Below are 22,980 nucleotides of genomic sequence, written 5' to 3'. Positions count from 1 at the left end.
AGTGAAAGATTCAAACCAGACCGACGACGAGCGGTCCCAGTAATGTGAGCAGCACGTTCGCGATTGCATACGTGATCGCGAACGGCACGGTCGGCACGGCGCTTTCGGCCTTGTCCAGCACGCCGCCGAACGCCGGGTTGGCGCTGCGCGAGCCGGACAGCGCGCCCGCCAGAATCGCCGCGTTGTCGTAGCGCAGCACGTAGCGGCCGAACAGCATCGTGAGCAGCAGCGGGACCATCGTCACGACCACGCCGAGCAGGAAGATCGTGATGCCGAGCTGCTTGATCGTCGTCACGGCCTGCAGTCCCGAGTTCAGACCGACCACCGCGACGAACGCCGCCAGCCCGAAGTCCTGCAACAGGCGCGAAGCGGCGGGCGGCATCACGCCGTACATCGGATGCTTGCCGCGCATCCAGCCGAACACGAGGCCCGCGAGCAGGCAGCCGCCGCCCGACCCGAGCGTGAGCGGCACGCCGCCGATGTTGACCACGACCAGCCCGATCAACAGCCCCACGACCATGCCGACGCCCATGTAGATGAAGTCGGTCTTGATCGAGTAGGGCAGCTCGTAGCCCGTCGCCTCCACCGCGCGCTTCGTGTCTTTCGCGGAGCCGAAGTAGGTGAGCACGTCGCCGTGTTCGAGCTGCGTTTCGGGCAGGATCGGCACCGGCTGCCCGACGCGCGTGATGCTTTCGAGGAAAACGCCGTGGCGCAGATCGCGGTCGACGGTCTCGCGCACTTTCTGGATCGTCGTGTGGTTCAGGCCTTTGGCGGTGAACACGGCCTGGCGCGTCTGCATGACCGCGCTGACATCGGTGACGTCCGATATTTCCGTGCCGATCCTGGGCGCGACGGGCACCATGCCTTCGCGCCGCCCGACCACGAGCACGATGTCATCGGCGGCGAGCACGACGTCCGGCCCCGGCTCGATCTCCTTGCCCGCGCGCCGGATCTTCTCGACCGACACGAAATCCTGCGCCGCCATTTCGATCTCGGAGACCTTGCGCCCCGCCGCCGGTCCGACCCTGAACGCCCGCCCGACCAGTTCGGGCAGCGCCGCGAGTTGCCCCGGTCCGCGCGACGGCGTGCCGCCCGCAAGCTTCGCTTCGGCATCGAGCGCGGCCGAGCGCAGGTCGCGTCCCATGAACTTCGGCAGGATATTCACGCACACGATGATCGCGCCGAGCGAGCCGAACACGTAGGTCACCGCGTACGCTATGGCGACGTCCGACTGCAGCGACTTCACTTCTTCGGCGGGCAGGCCGAGACGCGCGATGGCATCGCCCGCCGTGCCGATGATGGCCGACTGCGTGAGCGCGCCGCCCGCGAGGCCTGCTGCGAGCCCCTTGTTCAGATGGAAAATCTTCGCGCAGATGATGACGGTCACGAGCGCCGATACGGCCAGAAACACCGCCATCGCGATTTCACGCAGCGTCTTGCGGTTCAACGAGTTGAAGAAGCCCGGCCCCGAGTCGTAGCCGACCGCGTAGATGAAGACGGCGAACATCACCGCTTTCACGCCGTTGTCGATCGACACGCCCGCCTGGCTGATCACGACGGCCGCCAGCAGCGAGCCGCCCACGCCGCCGAGCTGGAACTTGCCGAAGTTGATCTGGCCGATGAAGTACCCCACGGCCAGCGACAGGAACAACGCTATCTCGGGTGACTTGTGAAAGATGTTGTGTATCCAGTCCATCGTGCCCTCTCAATGAAAACGCGATTCGGTTCCGACTTACGCAGTCATTCGATGTTGGTTCGTTGGCCTCCCGTTTTCTTGCGTGCGCGATGCGGCGCCTTCAGCCACGAACGTGCGCGGCCAGCCCGACGACCACGGGCCCCATCAGCGGCAGCAGAATGTTCGACAACGCGTAGGTGATCGTGTAGCCGATGACGGGCGTCGAATTGCCCGTCACCCCGACGAGCGCGCTGATCGCGGGCGTGCTGCACTGCTGGCCGGCGATTGCGCCGAGCAGCATCGGCGGATCGAGTTTCAGGAACATCCGGCCGATCCACAGTGACAACAGGCCCGGCACCAGCACCAGGAGAATTCCGGCGACAGGCAGCGCAAGGCCGTACTGATGCACGAGCTTGATCGCATCCGGCCCCGCCGACAGGCCGACAGCCGCGATGAAGGTCGCGAGCCCGAAGTCCTTGAGAATTTGCGCCGCCGCCGGCGGCAGCGAGCCGACGATCGGATGGAACGAGCGGACCCACCCGAACAGCAGTCCGGACAGCAGACATCCGCCGCCCGTGCCGAGCGCGAGCGTGACGCCGCCGAACGTGCCCGACAGCCGGCCGATCGCCATGCCGACCAGCACGCCCAGGCCGAGATACACGAAGTCGGTCTTCAAGGTGGCCGGCAGCAGGTAGCCGAGCCGCTGCGCGCCGCGCAGCACGTCGGCCTTCGCGCCGACCAGCGTCAGCACGTCGCCGCGATTGAGCACGGTGCCGGGCAGCGCGGGCACGCGGTTCTCCAGCCGCGTCACGGCCGCGATGTAGATGCCGCGTCCCTGCTCGGGGTCGGCGCGCTCGCGCAACTGGCGGATCGTCGCGCCGTGGGCGTCCTTGCGCGTGAGCACGACGTCGACCATCTCGGCGAGCGCTGTCGAAAAATGGTGGCCCGACGCGACCTCTTCACCGAGCGACGGCGCGGCTTCGATCAGCGCCTCGCGCCGCCCGCCGATCAGCACGAGATCGTCCGCCGCGAGCATCACGCCGGGCGCGACGGCAAGCGGCGCGCCGCCACGCTCGATCTGCTCGACGGTCAGGCTGTGGCCGTATTGCGCCTCGAACCCGCTGACCGTGACGCCCGCCGCCCGCCCGACGCGAAACGCGCGTCCCACGAGCGCGGGCGCGGCGAGCCGCTCGCCTTCGCCCAGCGAATCGCCGCCGCCGAGCTTGCGCCATACGCGCTCGGCTTCCTCGCGCAGATTCACACGCAACAGGAGCGCTGCGAACTGACTCGTGAAGAGCACGATGGTGATAAGCCCAAACAGATAGCTGACGCTGTACGCGGTGACGATGTTCGCCTGCAGGCGCAGCGTGTCGGCATCGGGCAAGCCGAGCTTCGCGACGGCTTCCGACGCCGTGCCGATCACGGCCGATTCGGTCGCCGCGCCCGCCAGCAGCCCAGCCGCCGTGCCGGGATCGAGATGCAGCAGCGCGACGGCGAGCATCACGAGAATGAGCACCGAGACGATCTCGACGATCGACAGAACCCCATAGCGCCAGCCGCGCCCGACATTGGCGAAGAACTGCGGGCCGCCCGTGAAACCGAGCGCGAAGATGAAGAGCGCGAACGCGACGTTCTTGAGGTCGGGCGACAGGCGCGCGCCCGTTTGACCGAGCAGCAGCGAAACGATCAGCGTGCCGCACACGCCGCCCAGCTGGATTGGGCCGATTTTGAGAGAACCAATCAGATATCCGAGTGCAAGACTTGCGAACAACGCAATTTCCGGCTGAGACCTGAGCAATTCAGCAATCATCTACGCATCCCGGAAATTGCGTTTGTTCGTATGAATTGCTTTCGGATACCAAATGAATAATTCCAACTGCCTTTCCTGATTCAGACACGCGTGGAGCCTTGGCGAGGCAATTTCAGAAACGTCGTCCTTGGTACCGATAATCTAAATATACATTGCAGGCATTCGATTAAATCTATGAAAGCGGCCTTCGCGATAGCCGATAAAGCAAGGCGCTGTGAAAAAACCTAAAGCTATCCGCTGACATGCCGATATCGACGTCTACGGATATTTGCAAATGGAGTTCGCTCTTTCATGGCGTTGCTTTTTCTCGTGGCCTTGTTCCTCGCCTGGCCGACGACCGGCCTGTCCCTGATCGCCTGGGTCGCCATTCTTCTCGGTCGCGGTTATCTGCGAGGCAAGGCGGCCAAAACGCGCGCCGCTTATCTGGACGCGCAAGCCAGTGCTCACGCAGCCGCGCGCGCGGGCAGCGCCACGCTGCCGACATCGATTCTCAACCCGGCGTTTCAAAAGCAACTCGTGGTCGAGACGACCAGGGCGGCCGTCGATGCGGGCATGTCGGCGGAACAGGCGAAGGCGTGGTTTTCGCAGCAGAACGTGGCCAACGCGGTGATGACCGCCGCCGCCAGCTTCGAAAAGGAAGGCTTCAGCCGTTCCGCGCAGATCGTGGGCGCCGCCGATTTCACGAAAGATTTCGCGCGCGCGCACCTGCACGCAGCGAACGATGCACGCGAAGAAAAGGGCGATCACGACGCTGCACATGAAAAAGGCAAGGCGCTCTTCGAACAGGGAATGCGCCATGCGCTGCAATTCAGATCCACGGAAGCGATCGATTGCTACACGCGTTCCATCGAGGCAAGCGCGAATCCGGCGCCGTACATCAACCGGGCGAATCTTTTCGGCAAGCGAATCAGGCATTTCGAAGCGTTGCAGGACCTTCTGGAAGCGAAACGGCTCGACGAACAACAGGCCAACGAATTCCCGACAGAAATCGCACGCGAGCTCGAACATGCGAATCTGGTCACGCTCGGTTATCGGAATGGCTTTCGCGAGAAGCTGATCGAGGAACTCAAGGACGGCGACACACACGAGATCGCCGGAAGAATGCTGTGCGTGTGCTTCGGGATCGAGCCCGGCCGATGGAAGTACAACACGTATGACCATCCGTTCGTCGAATATCACTTCTTCAATGAACTGGACAACGTGTTCCGATTCGACGATCGGAAACACTATCCGGATGTCGCGGAATTCATCGATGCGTATCCGGGCGATTTCATCGCCATGAAAGTCGACGCCTGCCCCGATGCGCAGGCGTATCGGGACATCGAGGTGAAATTGCATAGCTTGCTGTGCTCCTACGATGAGCGGGACATGCAGCGGCTACGCAATTCGATGCTCTATCAGATTCACTGCAAGCTTCTTGAGCGGGATTTCGGCGAAATGTGGATGAGTTTTTCGTCGGAATGCGAAGGCGTTACGCGGGAGGCCGCTGAGTTCAGGCTGGGTGGGTAGCCTCGTTTCGTCTGTGAGATTTAATCATTCAAAAGTCCTATAAATAGCGCCTTGCGGTGATTAATCGTAGGGCGGGTGTGAGAAAAAATCATATAACTTCGGCGTTTCCACCTATATTTCCACCCCTCCAGCAGTGGTCTACTCATCACACCAGTTGACCACACTCGTGCGCTACGTCTGGAGGAGACATGAACGTTGCAGAAACGCAGTCCGTCGAGCAATCGGCGATCAGAAAAGTGTCGTGGCGGCTCGTGCCGTTCGTCGCACTGATGTTCTTCATCAACTTTCTCGACCGGACCGCGATTTCCTTCGCCGGCCCGAACGGGATGACCAAGGATCTCGGTCTCACCGCCGCGCAATTCGGATTCGCGGCGGGCGTGTTCTTCATCGGCTATATCGTGCTGGAGATTCCCAGCAATCTCGCGCTACACAAGTTCGGCGCGCGCCGCTGGCTCGCGCGCATCATGGTCACGTGGGGCGTCGTCGCGCTGCTGTTCACATGGGTCAGCAGCATCAACGGGCTTTATACCCTGCGCTTTCTGCTGGGCGTCGCTGAAGCGGGTTTCTTTCCCGGCGCGATCCTGTTCCTCAGCATGTGGGTGCCGGCGAAGCATCGCAGCCATATCCTCGCGCTGTTCTATCTCGCTCAGCCGCTCACGATCGTCATCGGCGCGCCGCTCGCCGCGCTGCTGATCCAGGCCAACGGGCTGTTCGATCTCGCCGGCTGGCGCATCATGTTCTTCGGCGTCGCGATTCCGGCGATTCTCGTCGGCGTGATCGCGTGGTTCTATCTGACCGACAAACCCGCCGACGCGAAGTGGCTCACGACCGCCGAGCGCGACTGGCTCGTCACGCGTCTGGACGAGGAAGAGCGCGCGAAGGGCGCATCGGCCAAGGGCCACGGCAGTCCGATGGCCGCGCTGATGAGCGGACGCGTGTGGCTGTTCGCGCTGATGTACTTCGGCCTGATCTACGGTCTCTACGCGCTGGCGTTCTTCCTGCCGACCATCATCGGCGGTTTCGAGGCGCGCTTCGGCACGCACTTCAACGTGTTCCAGAAAGGCCTGATCACGGCGGTTCCGTATCTGCCCGCCGCGTTCGCGCTGTTCCTGTGGAGTCGTGACGCGACCAAACGCGGCGTGCGCTCGTGGCATATCGGCGTGCCGGCGCTCGTCGGCGCGTTGAGCGTGCCGCTCGCCATGCAGATGAACTCGCCCGCCGCGACCATCGCCGTAATCACCGTGACGGCCTGCGCGATCTTCTCCGCGCTGCCGAACTTCTGGGCGCTGCCCGCGCGCTTCCTGTCGGGCGCAGCCGCCGCGGCGGGCATCGCGCTCATCAACACCGTGGGCAATCTCGCTGGCTTCGTCGCGCCGTACATCACCGGCATGGCGAAGGACGCGACCGGCTCATACCAACTGCCGATGCTGATCGTCGGCGCCATGATGCTCATGTCCGCCGCGCTGGCTTTCGCCATCGGACGCACGAGCCAGGAGCGGACGCCGGAAGCGGTCGCCGCTAACGCACACTAAACACATTGGAGATATCGACATGAAGGAAAAGATCGCGTTGTTCGGAGCTGGCGGCAAGATGGGCGTGCGCCTCTCCAGCAATCTGCTGAAGTCGGATTATCGCGTCGCGCACGTTGAACCGGGCGCGGCCGGACAGAAGCGTCTGAAGGATGAACTCGGCATCGAATGCGTGTCCGCCGATGCCGCGCTCGACGGCGCGCAAGTGGTGATCCTCGCCGTGCCCGATACGCTGATCGGCAAGCTCTCGCACGAGATCGCGCCGAAGCTCAAGCCCGGCACGATGGTCATGACGCTCGACGCCGCCGCGCCGTTCGCCGGCCACCTTCCGGACCGCAAGGATCTGACGTACTTCGTCGCGCATCCGTGCCATCCGATCATCTTCAACTACGACCTCGACGAAAAGTCAGTGCACGACCACTTCGGCGGCGCGCACGCGAAGCAGTCTATCGTCAGCGCGCTGATGCAAGGGCCGGAGGAAGCGTTCGATCTCGGCGAGGCCGTCGCGAAGGTGATCTATGCGCCGATCCTGCGTTCGTATCGCCTGACCGTCGATCAGATGGCGATTCTGGAGCCGGGTCTGTCGGAAACGATCTGCGCGACGCTGCTCTACGTGATGCGCGAGGCGATGGACGAGACCATCAAGCGCGGCGTGCCCGAACAGGCCGCGCGCGACTTTCTGCTCGGCCACATGAACATTCTCGGCGCGGTGATCTTCAATGAGATTCCCGGCGCGTTCTCCGATGCGTGCAACAAGGCGATCGAGTTCGGCAAGCCGCGTCTGATGCGCGACGACTGGAAGAACGTGTTCGACCGCGAGGAGATCGCGGAGAGCATTCGCCGTATTACCTGAAACGAGGGAATGACCGTGAGCGAACGCATCCACGCAACTTACTGGCTCGAAACCGGCGTCGATCCGCGCATTGCCGCCGAGACGATCGCGGGCGAGCAGTCGAGCGGCACTTTCATCGCGCTGCCCAACGAGACGCCCGAGCTGAAGGCGCGTTCGGGCGCGCGCGTCGAACGGCTCGACGTGCTGGGACACAGCGAGACGCCGAGCCTGCCGGGCGGCGCGGCATCGACACGCTACACGCAATGCGTGCTCGAACTGTCGTGGCCGATCGAAAACTTCGGCGCGTCGCTGCCGAATCTGATGTCGACCATCGCGGGCAATCTGTTCGAGCTGCGGCAGGTGTCGGGCTTGCGTCTCACCGGCTTGCGCCTGCCCGCGTCGTTCGCGGCGGCGTATCCGGGTCCGGCGTTCGGCATCGAAGGCACGCGCAAGCTGTCGGGCGTGACGCACGGGCCGCTCATCGGCACGATCATCAAGCCGAGCGTCGGGCTCTCGCCCGAGGAAACCGCGGAGCAGGTGAAGGCGCTGGTCGCGGGCGGCATCGATTTCATCAAGGATGACGAACTACAGGCCGACGGCTCGCATTGCCCGTTCGACGAACGCGTGCGCGCGGTGATGCGCGTCGTGAACGATCACGCCGAGCGCACCGGCAAGAAGGTGATGGTCGCGTTCAACGTGACCGGCGATCTCGACCAGATGAGGCGTCGTCACGATCTCGTGCTCGAACAGGGCGGCACGTGCGTGATGGCGGTCCTCAATTCGATCGGTCTCGTCGGCATGACCGAGTTGCGCAAGCACAGTCAGTTGCCGATTCACGCGCATCGCGCGGGCTGGGGCTATCTGACGCGCGCCGAAGCGCTCGGCTGGGACTACGCGCCGTGGCAGATGCTGTGGCGTCTCGCGGGCGCGGACCATCTGCACGTGAATGGCTTGCGCAACAAGTTCAGCGAGTCCGATGAAAGCGTCATCGCGGCGGCGCGCGCGGTCCTGTCGCCGGTGATGGACGAAGCGCCGCTGACCGCGATGCCCGTGTTCAGTTCGGGCCAGACCGGTTTGCAGGCGGCGGATACGTATGCCGCGATCGGCTGCGCGGATTTGATCCACACGGCGGGCGGCGGCATCTTCGGTCATCCGGGCGGCGTGGCGGCGGGCGTCGAGGCGTTGCGCGAGGCGTGGGTCGCGGCGATCGAAGGCGTGCCGCTCGCGCGTCATGCCGAACGCAATCCGGCATTGAAGACCGCACTGGAGTTCTGGAAATGAGCACGCAATGGCCCGCTGGCCTGCTGCTCGCGTACTACGGCGACGACTTCACGGGTTCCACCGACGCGATGGAAGCGCTGAGCGCCGCCGGCGTCCCGACGCTGCTCTGTCTGCAAGCGCCGACGCCAGAGCTGCTCGCGCGCTTTCCCGATGTGCGATGCGTCGGGCTGGCGGGATCGTCGCGCGGGCGCAGCCCGCAATGGATGGACGACGAACTGCCGCGCGCTTTCGCGAGCCTCGCGGCACTGGGCGCGCCGATTCTGCAATACAAGGTGTGTTCGACTTTCGATTCATCGCCGCACACCGGCTCGATCGGCCGCGCGATCGATATCGGCGTCACGCGGATGCGCGGCAAGTGGTCGCCGATGATCGTCGGCGCGCCGCGTCTGAAGCGCTATCAGGCGTTCGGCAATCTGTTCGCGGCGGTCGACGGCGAAGGCTTCCGTCTCGACCGTCATCCGACGATGTCGCGCCATCCGGTCACGCCGATGAACGAAGCGGACTTGCGCGTGCATTTGCGGCAGCAAACGCAGCGGCGCATCGAACTGATCGATTTCGTGCGGCTGCGTTCGCCCGATGCCGGCGCACGCCTGAACGCGCTGACGAACGACGACGCGCCCGTCGTCATGATCGACGTGCTCGACGAGGAGACGCTTGCTGCCGCTGGCAAGCTCGTCTGGGAAGGGCGCGGCGAGGGCGTGTTCACGGCGTCGTCGTCGGGCTTGCAATATGCGCTCGCGGCGCACTGGCGCTCGCAAGGCCTCGTGCCGCAGACGCCCGGACTGCCGGACGCATCCGCCGTCGATGTGATCGCCGCCGTCAGCGGAAGCTGCTCGCCGGTGACGGCGGGACAGATTAGCTGGGCGCGCGACCACGGCTTTCGCGTCGAGCGGCTTGAACTGCGCCGCGCGCTCGATGCGCGTTCGCGCGAAGCCGAGATCGAACGCGTGGTCGGCGTCGCAGTGCAAGCCGTGAGCGAAGGTCGCAGCCCGCTCGTGTTCAGCGCCGAAGGCCCCGACGATCCCGCCGTGCTCACTTTCGACGACATCGCATCGGACGCCGGCCTGAGCCGCGCCGAAGCCGCGCGCCGCGTCGGCGAAACGCTCGCCGACGTCATGCGCCGTTTGCTCGATCGCGCGCCGGTGCGGCGCGTCGTCGTTGCGGGCGGCGACAGCTCGGGCGAAGTGGCGAGCACGCTGGGCATCAGCGCATTGAGCGTCGCGGCGGGCATGGCGCCGGGCGCGCCGCTGTGCCGCGCATGGTCCGACGATCCCGCCCGCGACGGCCTCGAAATCGTGCTGAAAGGCGGGCAGATCGGCGGCGTGTCTTTCTTCGGCAACGTGCGCGACGGCGCTTCCCGAGCGGCTTCTTCGTGATAAGGTCGGCGCGAAGAATCATCGAAGACGGGCAATTCCGATGGCGGACATCATTCAGCGGCGCAAGCTGTATCAGGACGTACTGGACCGGTTGATGGAGCGCATCCGCTCGGGCGAAATCGCGCCCGGCGCGCAGCTTCCGTCCGAGCGCGAGTTGATGGAAGCCTATGGCGTGGGACGCCCCGCGATCCGCGAAGCCTTGCAGACGCTGGAGCGCTCCGGCATCGTCGAGATCGCGCATGGCGAGCGCGCGCGCGTGGTCGTGCCGACGGCGCAGAGCCTCATCGCGCAGATCGCGATCGGCACGATGCATCTGCTGCGCACGCAACCGGACATGCTCGAACATCTGAAAGCGGCGCGGCTCTTTCTCGAAACCGGCACGGCGCGCATGGCGGCCGAGAACGCGTCGGACGAGGACATCGCGCGGCTCGTCGAGCGGGTCGAGGCGCAGCGCGCGGCGGTCGACGATCGCGACGAATTCCTCGCCTGCGACATGGCGTTTCATCGCGAGATCGCGCATATCACGGGCAATCCGATCTATCCGTCGATCGTCGAATCCATCTTCAACTGGGCGTCCGAATACTATCGGCCGATGGTGCGTGCGCCCGGCGCCGAATCATTGACGCTCGCGGAGCACGAACGCATCGTGGAGGCGATCGCGTCGCGCGACGGCGACGCGGCAGCTGCCGCGATGCACGCGCATCTGTCGCGCGCGAGCGCGCTATACGGCAAGCTCATCACGTCCTGAGCGCCGCGTCTTCGCGCACGCGCGGGAACGCGGTCATCTCCTTCAGGCTCTCGTTCATTTCCTCGATCAGCCAGCGCTCAAGCTGCGCGACGTCGGCGTGCGCGCGCAGATGCGGCGCGACCCACAGCACGAGCTGGCGCGGCCCGGGCGCGAAGCCGAAGGGCGCGACGAGCTTGCCGGAGACGAGGTCGTTCATCACGAGCATCTGCGGCACGAGCGCGACGCCGAGCCCGCACACGGCGGCCTGGATCAGCAGATAGAAGTGTTCGTAGGCATCCGTGCTTGCGCCGGCAACGGGCGCGATGCTGGTCGCGCGATACCAGTCCGCCCACGCTTCGGGACGCGTGCGCGCGGAAAGCAGTTTTGCGCGCGCGAGATCGGCGGGCGTCGCGAGGCCGATCGACTGCGCGTAATCGGGCGAGCACACCGGCCCGATCCACTCGTCGATGAGCGTGCGCGTGAGCGCGTCCTTCGGCGGCTCGATCGTGCTCGCGCGGATCGCGACGCTGATCTTGTCGCGCACGAAATCGATCTGGTCGTAGTTCATGTTGAACTTCAGCTCCGTTTGCGGATAGCGCCGGTGAAAGCCGGCGATGCGCGGAATCAGCCAGTTCATCATGATGGTCGCGGAGCACGACAGCGTGAGCGGCTCGGGCTTGAGCTGCTCGATGCTCGCGTCGATGAGATTGAACGCCGTCGTGAGGCCTTCGGCGAGGCGCCTGCCTTCGGGCGTCGGGTCCGACGACTGCGCCGAGCGCACCAGCAGCGTGAGGCCGAGCGTGTCCTCCAGCGCCTTCACCTGCCGGCTGATCGCGCCGTGCGTGACGCACAGTTCCTGCGCGGCGAGCGTCATGCTGCGCAGGCGCGCCACGGCCTCGAACGCGCGCAGGGCGTTCAGCGAAGGGCGCGGGGTCTGCATGGTTTGTCTCCGTCGATGGTCTCGATTGTTTCCCGTCGCGATACGCGCCCGCCGATTGTAGACGGCGCGCCGACTTTGTATCGCACTGTATCTGCGACGAATGCCGACATACGGCGTTTCATAACGCGCGTTTCGCGAAACAAGCCGGATACGTCCGGCGGTTCTAATACTTCCAAGCCCGAACGATCCGAAACACACGGCGGATCGGCAAGACGGCCTTCCATCACAAACTCTGGAGGTAAATCATGAAAGTCATTCAATCGCTGATCGTCGCTGCCGCTGTCGCCATTCCGGCCCTTTCGTTCGCGCAGTCGAGCCAGCCGGTTACTCGCGCGGAAGTGCGCGCGCAACTCGTCGAGTTGCAAAAGGCGGGCTATGACCCCGCCAGCGATCAGACGCAATACCCGCGCAACATCCAGGCCGCGCAGGCGCGTATCGATGCGGCCCACGGCCTGACCGCGTACGGCGCGCCGGCGGGCGGCAGCGTCGCGTCGGGCGCGCGCTCGACAGATGCGGACGTCATCGGTCTCGGACCGGTTTTCGCGAAGCCGTAAGCGCGCGGTTTCAGCCATGTTCGCACGCCCGGACGGATCGACCGTCCGGGCTTGATACGTTTCTGTGAATATCGTATTACGCTTCGAACTTATCGCCATGCAGGCGATACACTCTTGCGGGAAAATCCAATTTTTGACCGGATGTGACATCCGGCCAAAGGGAAGAGCGCGGAAAATGGGTATCATCCCTGTCCGCCCCGCGCGGATTGAGCCGAATGTAACAACGTATCGCAGTTTTTTGAGTGCGACGCCACTGATTTTCGAGGCGCTTATGCCCACAGACGTAGACATCATCACTGTCGAGCAGATCGCGTCGATCGCCGATCGCCTGACCGAAGAAGGCCGCAAGGTCTCCCCACTGACTGTTTGGGAGGCGGCCGGCGGCGGTTCGCTCCTCGCCATCGCGGCCGGCCTGCAGCGCTGGCGCGAGGCGCGTTCGCCGGACATGCCGCAGCAGCAGGCGCTGACCGGGCTTCCCGACGATCTGGCGGAGACGCTCGTGAACGTCGCGCGGCGGCTCTGGACCGTGTCGCGCGACGACACCGAACGGCTTGCCGGCCAGCGCCTCTCCGCGCTGAACCAGCGGCTTTCGACGGCGCTCGCGGAACGCGACGAGGCGCTCGCCGAGTTCCAGAAGACCGGCAGCGAAGCCGAAAAGAACCGTCAGCAGATGACGGAAACGCTGAGCGCGTTGCGCGCGTCGGAAGAGTCGGTCGCGCGCCTGCACGAAGAGGTCGGGACGGCCACGGCGCGCGCGCAGAACGCCGAGACGCAGATCGAGGAAGCGGCGCGGCGCGCATCGATGGAACAGGCCGAGCGCGAAGCCGTGTCGGCGTCGCTCGAAGAAGAGCGGCGTGCGAAAGACGCGTTGAACGCGGCGTTGTCCGCGAAGGATGAAGACATCGCGCGCATCGCGCATGAGCGGGATCAGACGCGCCAGCAGCATGAGCAATTGCAGGCGGCGCTCGCGGGCAAGGACGACGAACTCGCGCGCATCGCGCAGGAGCGGGATCAGACCCGCCAGCAGCATGAGCAATTGCACGCGGCGCTCGCGGGCAAGGATGAAGAACTCGCGCGCATCGCGGACGAGCACAATCAGACGCAACAGCAGCACGAGCAATTGCACGCGTTGATCGCCGGCAAGGACCAGGATCTCGCGCGTATCGTTGAAGAGCGCGATCAGGCGCGTCAGGATCACGCGGATCTGCATGCGTTGCTGTCGGGCAAGGACGATGAACTCGCGCGCATCGCGCACGAGCGCGATCAGTTTCGGCAGGAGCACGAGGCGCTGACCCGGATTGCGCATGACAATTCGGCGCAGGTCGAGCGCTCGTCGCAGGATGCGAACGCCGCGCAGGCGCGCGCGCAAGCCGCCGAAGCACAGGCGAGCGAAAGTCTCGCGCGCGTGGCCGCGCTGGAAGCCGAGTTGAACGAAGTGCGCGGCGCGTTGGCGGCGGAGCGCGAAAGCGCGGCTGCGCGCAACGCGGAAGTCGTGGCGCAGCGCGATCACGTCGAGCGCGTGGGCGGCGAGCTGGAGGAAACCCGCAAGCGCATCAGCGCGTTGATGGAAGAAAAGGCCGAGCAGGGCGCGGAACTCGCGCGCGTATCGAACGATGTCCACGCCTTGCGCGAGCGCGCCGAGGCCGCCGAGAGGAACGCGACGGACCTGGCGAAGCGTCTCGTCGAGAAGGAGCAGGGCGAAGAGTCCGAGCTCGCGTCGTTGCAGCGTCAGGTTTCGGCGCAGGCCAAGTCGCATTCGAAAGCGTACGATGACCTTCGCGCCAACGCCGAACAATGGGTGACGTACGCGAAGGACTTGCGCCAGCGGCTCGACGTGGCCAACGAGAAGATCCTTTTCATCGATGCCCGCAGCACCGGCGAAGTCGCGCTGATGCGCAGGCTCGCGGTTGAACTTGAGCGCATGAAGCCGGACCACGAACTCGTGCTGCGCGAGGCGCAGCAGAAGCTGATCGGCGACAAGATGGCGCAGCAGCTCGCGCAGAAGGGTTATCGCTACGATCCGGCGACTGCGGTGATGTCGAAGATCGAATCCTGAAGCGCACGTGACGATGCAAACGCAGACCATCACTGTGACGATCGCGCGCGACTGGCGCGAGCTTTACGACGCGATCTGGCGTCCTGAGGTGTTTCCGACGTGGGCGTCGGGGCTCGCGCAGTCGGCGCTCGAAGACATGGGCGATCACTGGCGCGCCCGTGGACCGGAAGGCGAAGTGACGATCCGCTTCACGGAGCACAACGCGTTCGGCGTGATGGATCATCGGGTGTATCTGTCTAACGGTGATGAGGTCTATGTTCCGTTGCGCGTCTATCAGAACGGCGCGGGCGCTGAGGTGGCGCTCACGCTGTTCCGCCAGCCCGGCATGAGCGATGAAAAATTCGCTGCGGATGCGCAGTGGGTTCGGCGCGATCTGGCGGCGCTTGCCGGGCGGTATGGGAAGGGCTGAGAGCGCACGCCGAATCGCCGTATTCCGATAACGCCTTCGATGAAGGCGGGGAGCCGTGGCCGAGATGAAGAAAACCGCGTCGGACTGGGTACTGAGGGCCGCGCCGACCGAAGGCATCGAACGCATCGAAGCCTGGTTCGGCGGCAAGGCCTACGGCATGCATCGGCACGACACCTATGCGATCGGCCGCACGCTCGCGGGCGTGCAGAGCTTCAACTACCGGCGCGGGCTGCGTCACAGCGTGCCGGGCCAGACAATGGTCCTGCATCCCGACGAACTTCATGACGGACAGGCGGGCACCGGCGACGGCTTCCGCTATCGCATGCTGTATGTCGATCCCGCGCTGATTCAGGCGATACTCGGCGGCCGCGCACTGCCTTTCGTCGAAGGCGGCGTGACGACGGATCTGCGCGTCTCGCGCGCGACGGAAGCCCTGCTGCAGCGCACCGAAAAGGCGCAGCAGCCATTCGAGCCGCTCGAACAGCATGACGCGCTGACCGAACTGGCGCTTGCGCTCGCGCAAGCGGCCGGCGCGCCAACGGTCTCCGATAGCGGCGATTACACGAGCGCCGCGCGCGCTCACGCCTATCTGCGTGCGAACTGCGATCGCATCATCACGCTGGACGAACTGGAGCGCGTGACTGGACGCGACCGCTTCGGGCTGTCGCGTGATTTCCGCAAGTTCTACGGCACGAGCCCGTATCGCTATCTGACGATGCGCCGCCTCGATCTCGCCCGCCGCCTCATGCTGACCGGCGCGCCGCTCGCGGATATCGCGGCGCACGCGGGCTTCGCCGATCAGAGTCACATGACGCGCCAGTTCACGCGCGCGTTCGGCATTCCGCCCGCGCGCTGGCGGACGATCGCGAGCGGCGTCGCATCGCGCTGAGCGTCTGCACGATCGTTCAAGACGCGCGCCGCGCGCGAGCATTAGTCTCGGCTTCGTCAACGTCACGGATACGGAGCCCAATCATGACATCCATCGAAAGCTCTCGCGGCCAGCGCGTCGCGATCGACCCGCTCGACAAGGCGCGCAAAATCGACGGCTTCTGGCAGCAGCGCGTGATCGCCGAAATGAACGACTATCAGTTCAAGGTCGCGCGTCTCGAAGGCGACTTCATCTGGCATCGTCACGCGGACACCGACGAGACCTTCATCGTGCTCGAGGGCGAATTGCGCATAGACTTTCGCGACGGCGCGATGGTCCTGCGCGCGGGCGAGTTCGGCGTCGTGCCGAAGGGCGTCGAGCATAAGCCGTATGCGGCGCGCGAAGTGAAGATCATGCTCATCGAGCCGCGCGGCGTCGTGAATACCGGCGAGACGCAGAACGAGCGCACCGCGCCGAACGATCTCTGGATTTGATCTGCGCCTTCAGCCCAACAAGCTATCATGTGCACATTCCAAACATGCCGCACGGGCTGGAGAACCAAATGGCTGGACCTCAGGAAAGCGTCAGCATGGCGTTGTTCTGCGACTTCGAAAACGTCGCGCTCGGCGTGCGCGACGCGAAGTACGAGAAATTCGATATCAAACCTGTGCTCGAACGCCTGCTTCTGAAGGGAAGCATCGTCGTCAAGAAAGCCTATTGCGACTGGGATCGCTACAAGGGTTTCAAGTCGGCGATGCACGAGGCCAGCTTCGAGATGATCGAAATTCCGCACGTGCGCCAGTCGGGCAAGAATTCCGCCGATATCCGTCTCGTCGTCGATGCCCTCGATCTCTGCTACACGAAAGCGCACGTCGATACGTTCGTCATCATCAGCGGCGACTCCGACTTCTCGCCGCTCGTCTCGAAGCTGCGCGAGAACGCGAAGAAGGTGATCGGCGTCGGCGTGAAGCAATCGACTTCCGATCTGCTCGTCGCGAACTGCGACGAGTTCATCTTCTATGACGACCTCGTGCGCGAGCAGCAACGCGCCATCGCCAAGCGCGAGGCGCGCGAAACGAAGCGCCCGTCCGAAGAGGAACGCCAGCCGAAACACGAGATGGAATCGCGCAAGTCGCAGGCGATCGCGATCACCGTCGAAACCTTCGAGGCGCTCGCATCGGAGCGTGGCGAAAGCGGCAAGATCTGGGCATCGGTTTTGAAGAGCGCGATCAAGCGGCGCAAGCCCGGCTTCAGCGAAACGCAATACGGTTTTCGCGCGTTCGGCAATCTGCTCGACGAAGCGCAATCGCGCGGGCTGCTGGAAGTCGGCCGCGACGATAAATCCGGCGCGTTCGTGTTTCGATCGGCTCAGATCGCGCAGTCAGCGACGCTGGACGTGCGGCACGCCGAGCCGCCGGTAGCCGCGCGAGAGAGCGACGGCGCGGGAAATGCAAACCGCCGGAGCAAGCGCGGCGGCCGCAAGCAGGCGCCGATGCCCGTGGCCGAAGCCGTCACGGTCGTCGACGAAGCGCCGCCGATCGTCGAAGCGCAAACGCCCGAACCGCAAGCCGAACCCGCGCCCGCGCCGAAAAAGACCGCCGCGCCGCGCCGCGCGCGCAAGACGACAGCGAAGGCACGCGCCGCTGACGCGCCTCACGAAGCGGCTGCAGAAAGCGCGCCCGCTGCCGAACCCGAAGCGGTGAAGCCGCCGCGCAAGTCGTCGTCGCGCTCGGGCCGTTCACGCAAGGCGGCCGACAAGGCAAGCGAACAGTAGGCCAGTCATCCCGGCCGCTGCTCCGCCGTCACCGCGGCTTCGTCGCGGGCGTGCGCCGCCGCGTCTTCCTCGGCGCGCCAGCGCTGCCGCGACCGGTACATGGTCGCGACCGCGATGCGCGCCATTCGCACCCAGCCCGAATGACGCGGGTCCGCGAGCATGCTGAGCGCGCGCGCGTAATCGAGCGTGAGGCCGGGCGTCCAGGCCATCGTCGCGGCGCGCTTGCGCACTTGCGCCGCAACCCACAGCTCCGGCGTCGCCATGATGCGCACGAGCGGCTTCCACCCGCCGCCCTTTCCCCAGACCCGCGCCGATGCCCCTTCGATCGCCGCTTCCAGCGCGCGCGCCACGGAACTCGAACAATTGCGGTACGTGAGGTTGTAGGTCGTGTCGCTTCGATACGCCTGCCAGAAGCGCGCGAGCCGCTCCGGATCGTAATTGCGGATGCGCACCTGCTGCGTCGACGGGCACCATGCTTTCGATTCGGTCGCATAGTCGGGCTGAAACAGGCCGGGCACATCGTTCTCGCGGGTCGCGCGCAGCGTGCGCGTGAATTCGTTCGGCGAACGGTCGATCTCGACCGCCGGATACAGGCTGATGTACACGCCTTCAGGCGTCTCCAGCGCGGCGTGGCCGGTCGAGATGGTGCCGTTCCTGTCGACCGCGGCGATGTAGCGGTCGACGATCAGTTGCCGTCGCGTCTGCGACTTCGCCGTGCCGACCGGCGTCCAGACATGCACGGTCAGCGCCGCTTCATCGGGCGCGGGCGGGCCGTCCCAGACCGCGCCGGCGAATGACGGCGCGGCTTGCGTCGAAGCATCATCGGTAGCCGTGTTCGCCGCGCCATCGACGGCCGGATTCGCCGCCATGCGCCGCACGCGCGCCGCGAGCAGGATCATGTTCCAGCCGCCGAAGAACAGCCCGAACGCGACGCAATACGCGACGGTGCCCGCGTAGTGATCGGGATACGGCTGATAAAAAAAGATTGCGATGGCGATTTCGAGCACGCCGCCCGCCGTCGCGAGACGCCATTTGCGAAAACGGACCAGGCGCGCCGAGACGATCTGCAAGGCGCCGTCGACCAGAAAGAGCGTGCCGAAGATGAGCGACAGCACGAAGTTGCCGTGCTCGCCGCCGAACAGCACGAGCAGCGCCGACAGGCAGAACGTCGTGCCCTTCACATAGCGTAGCTTGCGCTGGCCGCCCATGCCGGTCCACGCGACTGCGAGCGTGGCGAGGCCTTCGAACAGCATCATCAGCGCGAAGGGGATGATGGGAAAGTAGAGCGAGCCGTCGAGCGCGTCGGTGAAGATGACGCCGCCGAGCGCGATGCTGAGTAACCCGATGATCATCACCGAGCGCCAGCGGGTGCGCAGATAGTCGACGCCGAGAAGAATCATCACGAGCCGAACCATTGCTTCCTCCGTCCGATCATTCGATGCCTTGTGCGGGACCCGCGCGGTCACACATTTTATAGGGCAATGACGGGGAAAGCGGCAAGCGCGGAAAATCAAACCACAGACAAATGCGCGGCCGTCATGCATGTTGCATGATAGCCGCGCGATTACTTCACTTACTGCACCGCATGCTTCGCGGCATCTTCGATGACAGCCGCGACCTGCTTCGGCTTCGATTCATACACGGAGTGGCTCGCGCCGGGTATGACCGTCATGTGACTATGCGCGCGCTCGTAGTACCAGCGTTCCAGATCCGGATTGATGATCTTGTCGCTGCCCGCCACGATGCCCCAGCTCGGCTTCGAGGTCCACGCCGCCGCCGTCAGTGGCGTCGTGAAGACTTGCGCCGCCGTCAGAATCTGCGAACGCGATTCGAACTGCGCCTGCCTGAGCGGCAGATCCGCCGCGAAGTCTTTCGGGAAGACGGCGGGGTTCAGATACGTGTAGCCATCCGCTGTCTTTTCCACTGCGCCGCTCTGCTTCGCGAGGAAGCTGGGCGTCTTCTTGCCGAGCGCGCCTTCGTCCTCGCCGACGTTCGGCGCGTGCGCCGCGACATACACGAGACCGGCGACATTCGGATGCACGCCCGCTTCCGTGATGACCGACCCGCCGTAACTATGCCCGACGAGAATCGTCGGGCCGTTCTGCAGATCGAGGACGCGTCTGGTCGCGGCGACATCGGCTTCGAACGAGGTCAGGGGTTCCTGCACCATCGTGACGTGATAGCCGTCTTTGGTCAGGATGTCGTAGACCGGTTTCCATCCCGAGCCATCGACCCATGCGCCATGCACGAGCACGATGTTTTTGACCGGGGCATCCTGAGCCATCGCGCCAGCCGACGAAAACAGACCGGCCGACAGCGCCAGCACCGAGGCTGCTTGCAAGATTCGCTTCATGAAAGACTCCGTTTGCGCGAATGAGAGATCAGCTGCCGAAGTACGGCTGGCAGAAGTCGATCGGACCGACGCACGTGTTTTTCATCGCGGCGTGCTTCGACGCGCCCGATGCGCTCGTGCCGGTCTGCGCGCCGCCATAGGCTTGCGCGGCGCCGGCGTGCTGCGCGGCGACTTTTGCCTCGGCCGCCTGGATATCGGCGGGATAGTACGCGTCGCTTGCGATCGCGGGGTTGTAGCCGGCTTTTTCGACGGCGACGAGATCGGCGCGAACCTGCGCACGGGTGACGGGACCGTTCGACTGTGCGAATGCGAGTGCGGGCGCTGCGAGCGTGGCGGCGACGAGGGTGAGGCTGACGAGATACTTGTTCATGTTCGACTCCAAGGTGGATGGTGACGTACTTCTGATTCGGTATCCGAATTGAATGTGTTGGTTCGGTTTCCGTGGTCAAGGTCGTTGGTCTGTATTCGTATCGCGACCTTGGTGAAACTGTATAGGCCGCGACGCGCCTCGACTACACCTACGAAAGAGCGTAAGTGCACCAACCAACGGTGCATCGGCCAAACGTTCGCATGGCGTTTGCGTCGTCGATCGATCCGTCCGGCTGCATCATCTACGATGCGCGGATGAGCCGCCTCGTGCGTGCGACTGAGGTGCTCATACGAAGGTATTAGCGCTCTGCGAATGTTTCGGGGCGCGCGAACCCATACCTTGATATAGGTTGACTCAACCATCAGGCGGTTGCGTCAACCGTATGTACGGCTAGGCGGTTGGGTGCCCTTTGTTTAACTTGGAGTCATCGAACAGGCTTCAGTTTTCATAACGGACCCATCATGACGCTTACCCTGCTTTCGCATCCCGAGACGCCGACGCGCCAGCCATTGATCGGACTGGAAGACCGATGGCGTCAGCCAGACACTGGCGCCCGACCCGGACGGATCACGTTGACGCGCTGGCTGCATCATGGCGAGTCGCCGCTCGAAGCATCGAACGACGGCAACGCCATGTTTCATTGCATCAGCCTGAACCTGAAGTGCGCGTCGCTGATTTTTCATCACGCGGGGCGCAGGCTGCTGCATGGCCGCCTGCCCGCGGGCGTCGTGCAAGTGACCGCACCGGCGACGCGCGTGAGCGCCGTCTTCGAATCGGCGATGGATGTGCTGCATCTCTTCGTCTCGCAGCAGACGCTGGCCGAGTGCTACGAGGATCTGTTTCATCGTCCGCATGCGGGCGATATCGTTCTCGGTGATCCGAAGCTGATTCGCGATCCGGCACTCGAACGGCTTGGCCAGGCGCTCGCCGTGTGCAAGACCGAGGGCGCGGCGCTCGGCAGCGTGTTCATCGAAAGCATCAGTCTTGCGATCGTGTCGCGGCTTATCGCGCGTCATTTCTCGACGCCCGTCGCGCGCGGGCGCGAGCCTTCGGCCTTGCCGCAATGGCGCATCAATCGTGTCTCCGAATTCGTCGATGCCCATCTTGCCGAAAACATCAGTCTCGCGGATATCGCCGCGAGCACGGGACTCACGCGCATGCACTTCGCTGCGCAGTTTCGCCGCGCCACGGGCATGCGGCCGCACGAATATCTGCTGCAGAAGCGCATCGAACGCGCGCAGGCGCTGTTGCGCACATCGAGACACAGCATTCTCGATGTCGCGCTGTGCTGCGGCTTTCGTTCGCAGGCGCATTTCACGACCGTCTTCAAGCGCCTTGCCGGCGTTACGCCGAAGCACTGGCAGACGAGCACGCTCGACGCAATTCTTCGCTAAGGAGCCGAACATGGCTGAAGCTGCAATTGCCCTCGATCCGTGGGCGCAAACGATCTCTCGATTGACGTCGTTGCATGATGGCGCGGGTTTCGAAGCACCGTTGCTGAGGCGTCCGTTCGCGGAGACGGGCGAGCGCCGCGTCGCCGTGAAGCTGATCGAGCGACCGTCGACCACGACGGCCACCATCGAATGGCGCGACTCGACGCGCTGCTGTTATGGCGATCAGGTATGGCGTGCGATGCGCGCACGCACGGCAGGCGTATGCGCGATGAGCGGCGCGGCGATTCGTCCAGGCGATCAGGTCTATGGGCCGAATCCGCGGCCCGTTCCGCGCAATGCGGGTTCGATGATTCTGGCGTCGGTGCTGGATCAGGCGACGCCGTTATGAGTTGGTTCAGATGCATTGAAGCGACACCGCCCGCGAGGCGGTGTTTTTACGTGGACAGAGTTGCCTGCAAACGAAACGACGCCCGATCGTGACCGATCGGGCGTCGTCGCAGTTGCAGTTGAATCGATCAGTCACTCGCCCGCATGCGCACTCCCCGCGAGCTTGCCTCGAAAGACGTGGTACTGATAAAGGTTGTAGCCGATCATCACAGGAAACACGAGCCCGATGCCGATCAGCATGAACGCGAGCGTCGGCGCATCGGATGCGGCTTCGAGAATGCCGAGCCTGCCCGGAATGAAATCCGGAAAGAGGCTGACCGCGAGTCCTGCGAACGACAACACGAACAACGCCACCGATGCACGGAATGGTCCGCGCGAGCTGCCGAGATACAGCGACGCCATGATGAACGCAAACGCAAGCACAGACGCGAGACCCAGCGCGATCAGCAGATGCATGACCGCCGGATGCGTCCAGCGCCCGTGACCGATATCGCTGTCGAACCATGTCGCGAGCGTCAGCAACGCGGCGGCGGCCACAGTGAACATCGCGCTCAGCAATGAAATCCGCCGCGCCCATTGTTCGACCATGCCCGAGGTCTTCTTGACGAGATAAGTCGCGCCGAGCAGGCAATATCCCGCGACGACACCTATCGCCGTGACGACGATGAACGCAAGCGCTGCCTTGCCAGGCGCGAGTCCCGTGATGACCTTGCCGAGCACGACGCCTTGCGAGAGCGCCGCAATCAGACTGCCGATGCCGAATACCTTGTCCCACAGCGGACCATGATCCACGCTATGGCGGAACTCGATCGCCGCGCCGCGCATGATCAGCCCCGCGATGAGCGCCATGACGGGCAGGTAGAGATGTTCCATCAACAGCGCATAGGCCGTGGGAAACGCGCCGAACAGCGCGCCGCCCAGCACGACGAGCCAGGTTTCGTTCGCGTCCCAGACATGGCCGATCGATTGCACCATCACGTCGCGATCCGACGATTTGCGGCGAAACAGCGAAAGAATGCCGACGCCGAGATCGAAGCCGTCGGTGACGACATAGAAGACCAGCATCAGGCCAATCAGGCCGAACCAGGTGTCGGCGAGCATCGTTTGAACTGCGTTATCCATGAGTCGAGCTCCAG

General features: G+C 64.4%; 21 protein-coding genes. 14 read left to right on the top strand and 7 right to left on the bottom strand.

Annotated features, from left to right (window positions below; translation table 11 throughout):
* Positions 1 to 10: 10 nt before the first annotated feature.
* Together aspT (AWB80_RS27550) and aspT (AWB80_RS27545) are read right to left on the bottom strand one after the other, a co-directional pair.
* Positions 11 to 1,696 (bottom strand): aspartate-alanine antiporter, encoded by a 1,686-nt coding sequence (aspT, locus tag AWB80_RS27550; protein ID WP_061177841.1) that lies wholly within the window; start codon positions 1,694 to 1,696, stop codon positions 11 to 13.
* A gap of 100 nt (positions 1,697 to 1,796) precedes the next feature.
* A complete protein-coding gene (aspT, locus tag AWB80_RS27545) occupies positions 1,797 to 3,485 on the bottom strand; it encodes an aspartate-alanine antiporter (RefSeq protein WP_061177840.1) in 1,689 nt (562 codons plus the stop codon).
* 291 nt (positions 3,486 to 3,776) lie between these two features.
* Here aspT (AWB80_RS27545) and AWB80_RS27540 point away from each other — a divergent pair, with 291 nt between their 5' ends.
* The 6 genes from AWB80_RS27540 to AWB80_RS27515 all read left to right on the top strand — a co-directional run bounded on the left by AWB80_RS27540 (position 3,777) and on the right by AWB80_RS27515 (position 10,760).
* The gene (locus tag AWB80_RS27540; protein WP_061177839.1) at positions 3,777 to 4,994 is read left to right on the top strand and encodes a tetratricopeptide repeat protein; all 1,218 of its coding nucleotides are present in this window, start codon (positions 3,777 to 3,779) and stop codon (positions 4,992 to 4,994) included.
* Between the two features lie 188 nt (positions 4,995 to 5,182).
* Positions 5,183 to 6,526: an MFS transporter gene (locus tag AWB80_RS27535; RefSeq protein ID WP_061177838.1), complete on the top strand. Its 1,344-nt coding sequence runs from the start codon at positions 5,183 to 5,185 to the stop codon at positions 6,524 to 6,526.
* A gap of 19 nt (positions 6,527 to 6,545) precedes the next feature.
* A complete protein-coding gene (locus AWB80_RS27530) occupies positions 6,546 to 7,376 on the top strand; it encodes a phosphogluconate dehydrogenase C-terminal domain-containing protein (RefSeq protein ID WP_061177837.1) in 831 nt (276 codons plus the stop codon).
* 9 nt (positions 7,377 to 7,385) lie between these two features.
* Positions 7,386 to 8,636, top strand: coding sequence for a ribulose-bisphosphate carboxylase large subunit family protein (locus tag AWB80_RS27525; protein ID WP_208635696.1), 1,251 nt, complete (start codon positions 7,386 to 7,388; stop codon positions 8,634 to 8,636).
* Positions 8,633 to 10,012 (top strand): 3-oxo-isoapionate kinase OiaK, encoded by a 1,380-nt coding sequence (oiaK, locus tag AWB80_RS27520; protein WP_061177836.1) that lies wholly within the window; start codon positions 8,633 to 8,635, stop codon positions 10,010 to 10,012. The genes AWB80_RS27525 and oiaK overlap by 4 nt, the downstream gene beginning before the upstream one ends.
* Positions 10,013 to 10,052: 40 nt before the next feature.
* Positions 10,053 to 10,760 carry a transcriptional regulator NanR gene (locus AWB80_RS27515; protein ID WP_061177835.1) on the top strand — a complete coding sequence of 236 codons (708 nt, stop codon included), beginning with the start codon at positions 10,053 to 10,055 and terminating at the stop codon, positions 10,758 to 10,760.
* On the opposite strand, the gene AWB80_RS27510 is transcribed toward AWB80_RS27515, so the two are convergent.
* Positions 10,750 to 11,679 (bottom strand): LysR substrate-binding domain-containing protein, encoded by a 930-nt coding sequence (locus tag AWB80_RS27510; RefSeq protein ID WP_061177834.1) that lies wholly within the window; start codon positions 11,677 to 11,679, stop codon positions 10,750 to 10,752. The two genes, AWB80_RS27515 and AWB80_RS27510, sit on opposite strands and share 11 nt — an antisense overlap.
* A gap of 245 nt (positions 11,680 to 11,924) precedes the next feature.
* Here AWB80_RS27510 and AWB80_RS27505 point away from each other — a divergent pair, with 245 nt between their 5' ends.
* The 6 genes from AWB80_RS27505 to AWB80_RS27480 all read left to right on the top strand — a co-directional run bounded on the left by AWB80_RS27505 (position 11,925) and on the right by AWB80_RS27480 (position 17,340).
* Positions 11,925 to 12,233 (top strand): DUF4148 domain-containing protein, encoded by a 309-nt coding sequence (locus AWB80_RS27505; RefSeq protein ID WP_061177833.1) that lies wholly within the window; start codon positions 11,925 to 11,927, stop codon positions 12,231 to 12,233.
* Between the two features lie 271 nt (positions 12,234 to 12,504).
* Positions 12,505 to 14,289, top strand: coding sequence for a DNA-binding protein (locus AWB80_RS27500; protein ID WP_061177832.1), 1,785 nt, complete (start codon positions 12,505 to 12,507; stop codon positions 14,287 to 14,289).
* Positions 14,290 to 14,302: 13 nt separating this feature from the next.
* Positions 14,303 to 14,698 (top strand): hypothetical protein, encoded by a 396-nt coding sequence (locus tag AWB80_RS27495; RefSeq protein WP_061177831.1) that lies wholly within the window; start codon positions 14,303 to 14,305, stop codon positions 14,696 to 14,698.
* Positions 14,699 to 14,762: 64 nt separating this feature from the next.
* Positions 14,763 to 15,587, top strand: coding sequence for an AraC family transcriptional regulator (locus AWB80_RS27490; protein WP_061177830.1), 825 nt, complete (start codon positions 14,763 to 14,765; stop codon positions 15,585 to 15,587).
* Positions 15,588 to 15,670: 83 nt separating this feature from the next.
* Positions 15,671 to 16,060, top strand: coding sequence for a cupin domain-containing protein (locus tag AWB80_RS27485; RefSeq protein WP_061177829.1), 390 nt, complete (start codon positions 15,671 to 15,673; stop codon positions 16,058 to 16,060).
* A gap of 68 nt (positions 16,061 to 16,128) precedes the next feature.
* A complete protein-coding gene (locus AWB80_RS27480; protein WP_061177828.1) occupies positions 16,129 to 17,340 on the top strand; it encodes an NYN domain-containing protein in 1,212 nt (403 codons plus the stop codon).
* 5 nt (positions 17,341 to 17,345) lie between these two features.
* Here the strand turns inward: AWB80_RS27480 and AWB80_RS27475 are convergent, their stop codons facing one another.
* The 3 genes from AWB80_RS27475 to AWB80_RS27465 form a co-directional block, all read right to left on the bottom strand.
* Entirely contained in the window at positions 17,346 to 18,755 is a 1,410-nt protein-coding gene (locus tag AWB80_RS27475) for an HdeD family acid-resistance protein (RefSeq protein WP_061177827.1), read from the bottom strand.
* 158 nt (positions 18,756 to 18,913) lie between these two features.
* Positions 18,914 to 19,693 (bottom strand): alpha/beta hydrolase, encoded by a 780-nt coding sequence (locus AWB80_RS27470; RefSeq protein WP_061177826.1) that lies wholly within the window; start codon positions 19,691 to 19,693, stop codon positions 18,914 to 18,916.
* A 28-nt stretch (positions 19,694 to 19,721) separates the two neighbouring features.
* On the bottom strand, positions 19,722 to 20,063 hold the full coding sequence (locus tag AWB80_RS27465; RefSeq protein ID WP_061177906.1) for a DUF4148 domain-containing protein: 342 nt from the start codon (positions 20,061 to 20,063) through the stop codon (positions 19,722 to 19,724).
* A gap of 461 nt (positions 20,064 to 20,524) precedes the next feature.
* On the opposite strand from AWB80_RS27465, the gene AWB80_RS27460 reads away from it, so the two are divergent.
* Both AWB80_RS27460 and AWB80_RS27455 read left to right on the top strand, forming a co-directional pair.
* Positions 20,525 to 21,457, top strand: coding sequence for a helix-turn-helix domain-containing protein (locus AWB80_RS27460; protein WP_061177825.1), 933 nt, complete (start codon positions 20,525 to 20,527; stop codon positions 21,455 to 21,457).
* A 10-nt stretch (positions 21,458 to 21,467) separates the two neighbouring features.
* Positions 21,468 to 21,845: a DUF3331 domain-containing protein gene (locus AWB80_RS27455; protein ID WP_061177824.1), complete on the top strand. Its 378-nt coding sequence runs from the start codon at positions 21,468 to 21,470 to the stop codon at positions 21,843 to 21,845.
* A gap of 131 nt (positions 21,846 to 21,976) precedes the next feature.
* Here AWB80_RS27455 and AWB80_RS27450 read toward each other — a convergent pair whose 3' ends face one another.
* Positions 21,977 to 22,966, bottom strand: a complete 990-nt coding sequence (locus AWB80_RS27450) for a cytochrome d ubiquinol oxidase subunit II (protein WP_061177823.1) — start codon at positions 22,964 to 22,966, stop codon at positions 21,977 to 21,979.
* Positions 22,967 to 22,980: the final 14 nt, after the last annotated feature.

Source organism: Caballeronia pedi (assembly GCF_001544915.2).
In the GTDB taxonomy this organism is placed as follows: domain Bacteria; phylum Pseudomonadota; class Gammaproteobacteria; order Burkholderiales; family Burkholderiaceae; genus Caballeronia; species Caballeronia pedi.
Note: the sequence above shows the minus strand (reverse complement) of the source record. Positions and strands in the feature narration are given on the sequence as shown.

Bases quoted from the DNA above. Each gene is read 5' to 3' on its own strand.
- aspT (WP_061177841.1), bottom strand. From the start codon at position 1,696: ATGGACTGGATACACAACATCTTTCACAAGTCACCCGAGATAGCGTTG.
- aspT (WP_061177840.1), bottom strand. From the start codon at position 3,485: ATGATTGCTGAATTGCTCAGGTCTCAGCCGGAAATTGCGTTGTTCGCA.
- AWB80_RS27540 (WP_061177839.1), top strand. From the start codon at position 3,777: ATGGCGTTGCTTTTTCTCGTGGCCTTGTTCCTCGCCTGGCCGACGACC.
- AWB80_RS27535 (WP_061177838.1), top strand. From the start codon at position 5,183: ATGAACGTTGCAGAAACGCAGTCCGTCGAGCAATCGGCGATCAGAAAA.
- AWB80_RS27530 (WP_061177837.1), top strand. From the start codon at position 6,546: ATGAAGGAAAAGATCGCGTTGTTCGGAGCTGGCGGCAAGATGGGCGTG.
- AWB80_RS27525 (WP_208635696.1), top strand. From the start codon at position 7,386: ATGACCGTGAGCGAACGCATCCACGCAACTTACTGGCTCGAAACCGGC.
- oiaK (WP_061177836.1), top strand. From the start codon at position 8,633: ATGAGCACGCAATGGCCCGCTGGCCTGCTGCTCGCGTACTACGGCGAC.
- AWB80_RS27515 (WP_061177835.1), top strand. From the start codon at position 10,053: ATGGCGGACATCATTCAGCGGCGCAAGCTGTATCAGGACGTACTGGAC.
- AWB80_RS27510 (WP_061177834.1), bottom strand. From the start codon at position 11,679: ATGCAGACCCCGCGCCCTTCGCTGAACGCCCTGCGCGCGTTCGAGGCC.
- AWB80_RS27505 (WP_061177833.1), top strand. From the start codon at position 11,925: ATGAAAGTCATTCAATCGCTGATCGTCGCTGCCGCTGTCGCCATTCCG.
- AWB80_RS27500 (WP_061177832.1), top strand. From the start codon at position 12,505: ATGCCCACAGACGTAGACATCATCACTGTCGAGCAGATCGCGTCGATC.
- AWB80_RS27495 (WP_061177831.1), top strand. From the start codon at position 14,303: ATGCAAACGCAGACCATCACTGTGACGATCGCGCGCGACTGGCGCGAG.
- AWB80_RS27490 (WP_061177830.1), top strand. From the start codon at position 14,763: ATGAAGAAAACCGCGTCGGACTGGGTACTGAGGGCCGCGCCGACCGAA.
- AWB80_RS27485 (WP_061177829.1), top strand. From the start codon at position 15,671: ATGACATCCATCGAAAGCTCTCGCGGCCAGCGCGTCGCGATCGACCCG.
- AWB80_RS27480 (WP_061177828.1), top strand. From the start codon at position 16,129: ATGGCTGGACCTCAGGAAAGCGTCAGCATGGCGTTGTTCTGCGACTTC.
- AWB80_RS27475 (WP_061177827.1), bottom strand. From the start codon at position 18,755: ATGGTTCGGCTCGTGATGATTCTTCTCGGCGTCGACTATCTGCGCACC.
- AWB80_RS27470 (WP_061177826.1), bottom strand. From the start codon at position 19,693: ATGAAGCGAATCTTGCAAGCAGCCTCGGTGCTGGCGCTGTCGGCCGGT.
- AWB80_RS27465 (WP_061177906.1), bottom strand. From the start codon at position 20,063: ATGAACAAGTATCTCGTCAGCCTCACCCTCGTCGCCGCCACGCTCGCA.
- AWB80_RS27460 (WP_061177825.1), top strand. From the start codon at position 20,525: ATGACGCTTACCCTGCTTTCGCATCCCGAGACGCCGACGCGCCAGCCA.
- AWB80_RS27455 (WP_061177824.1), top strand. From the start codon at position 21,468: ATGGCTGAAGCTGCAATTGCCCTCGATCCGTGGGCGCAAACGATCTCT.
- AWB80_RS27450 (WP_061177823.1), bottom strand. From the start codon at position 22,966: ATGGATAACGCAGTTCAAACGATGCTCGCCGACACCTGGTTCGGCCTG.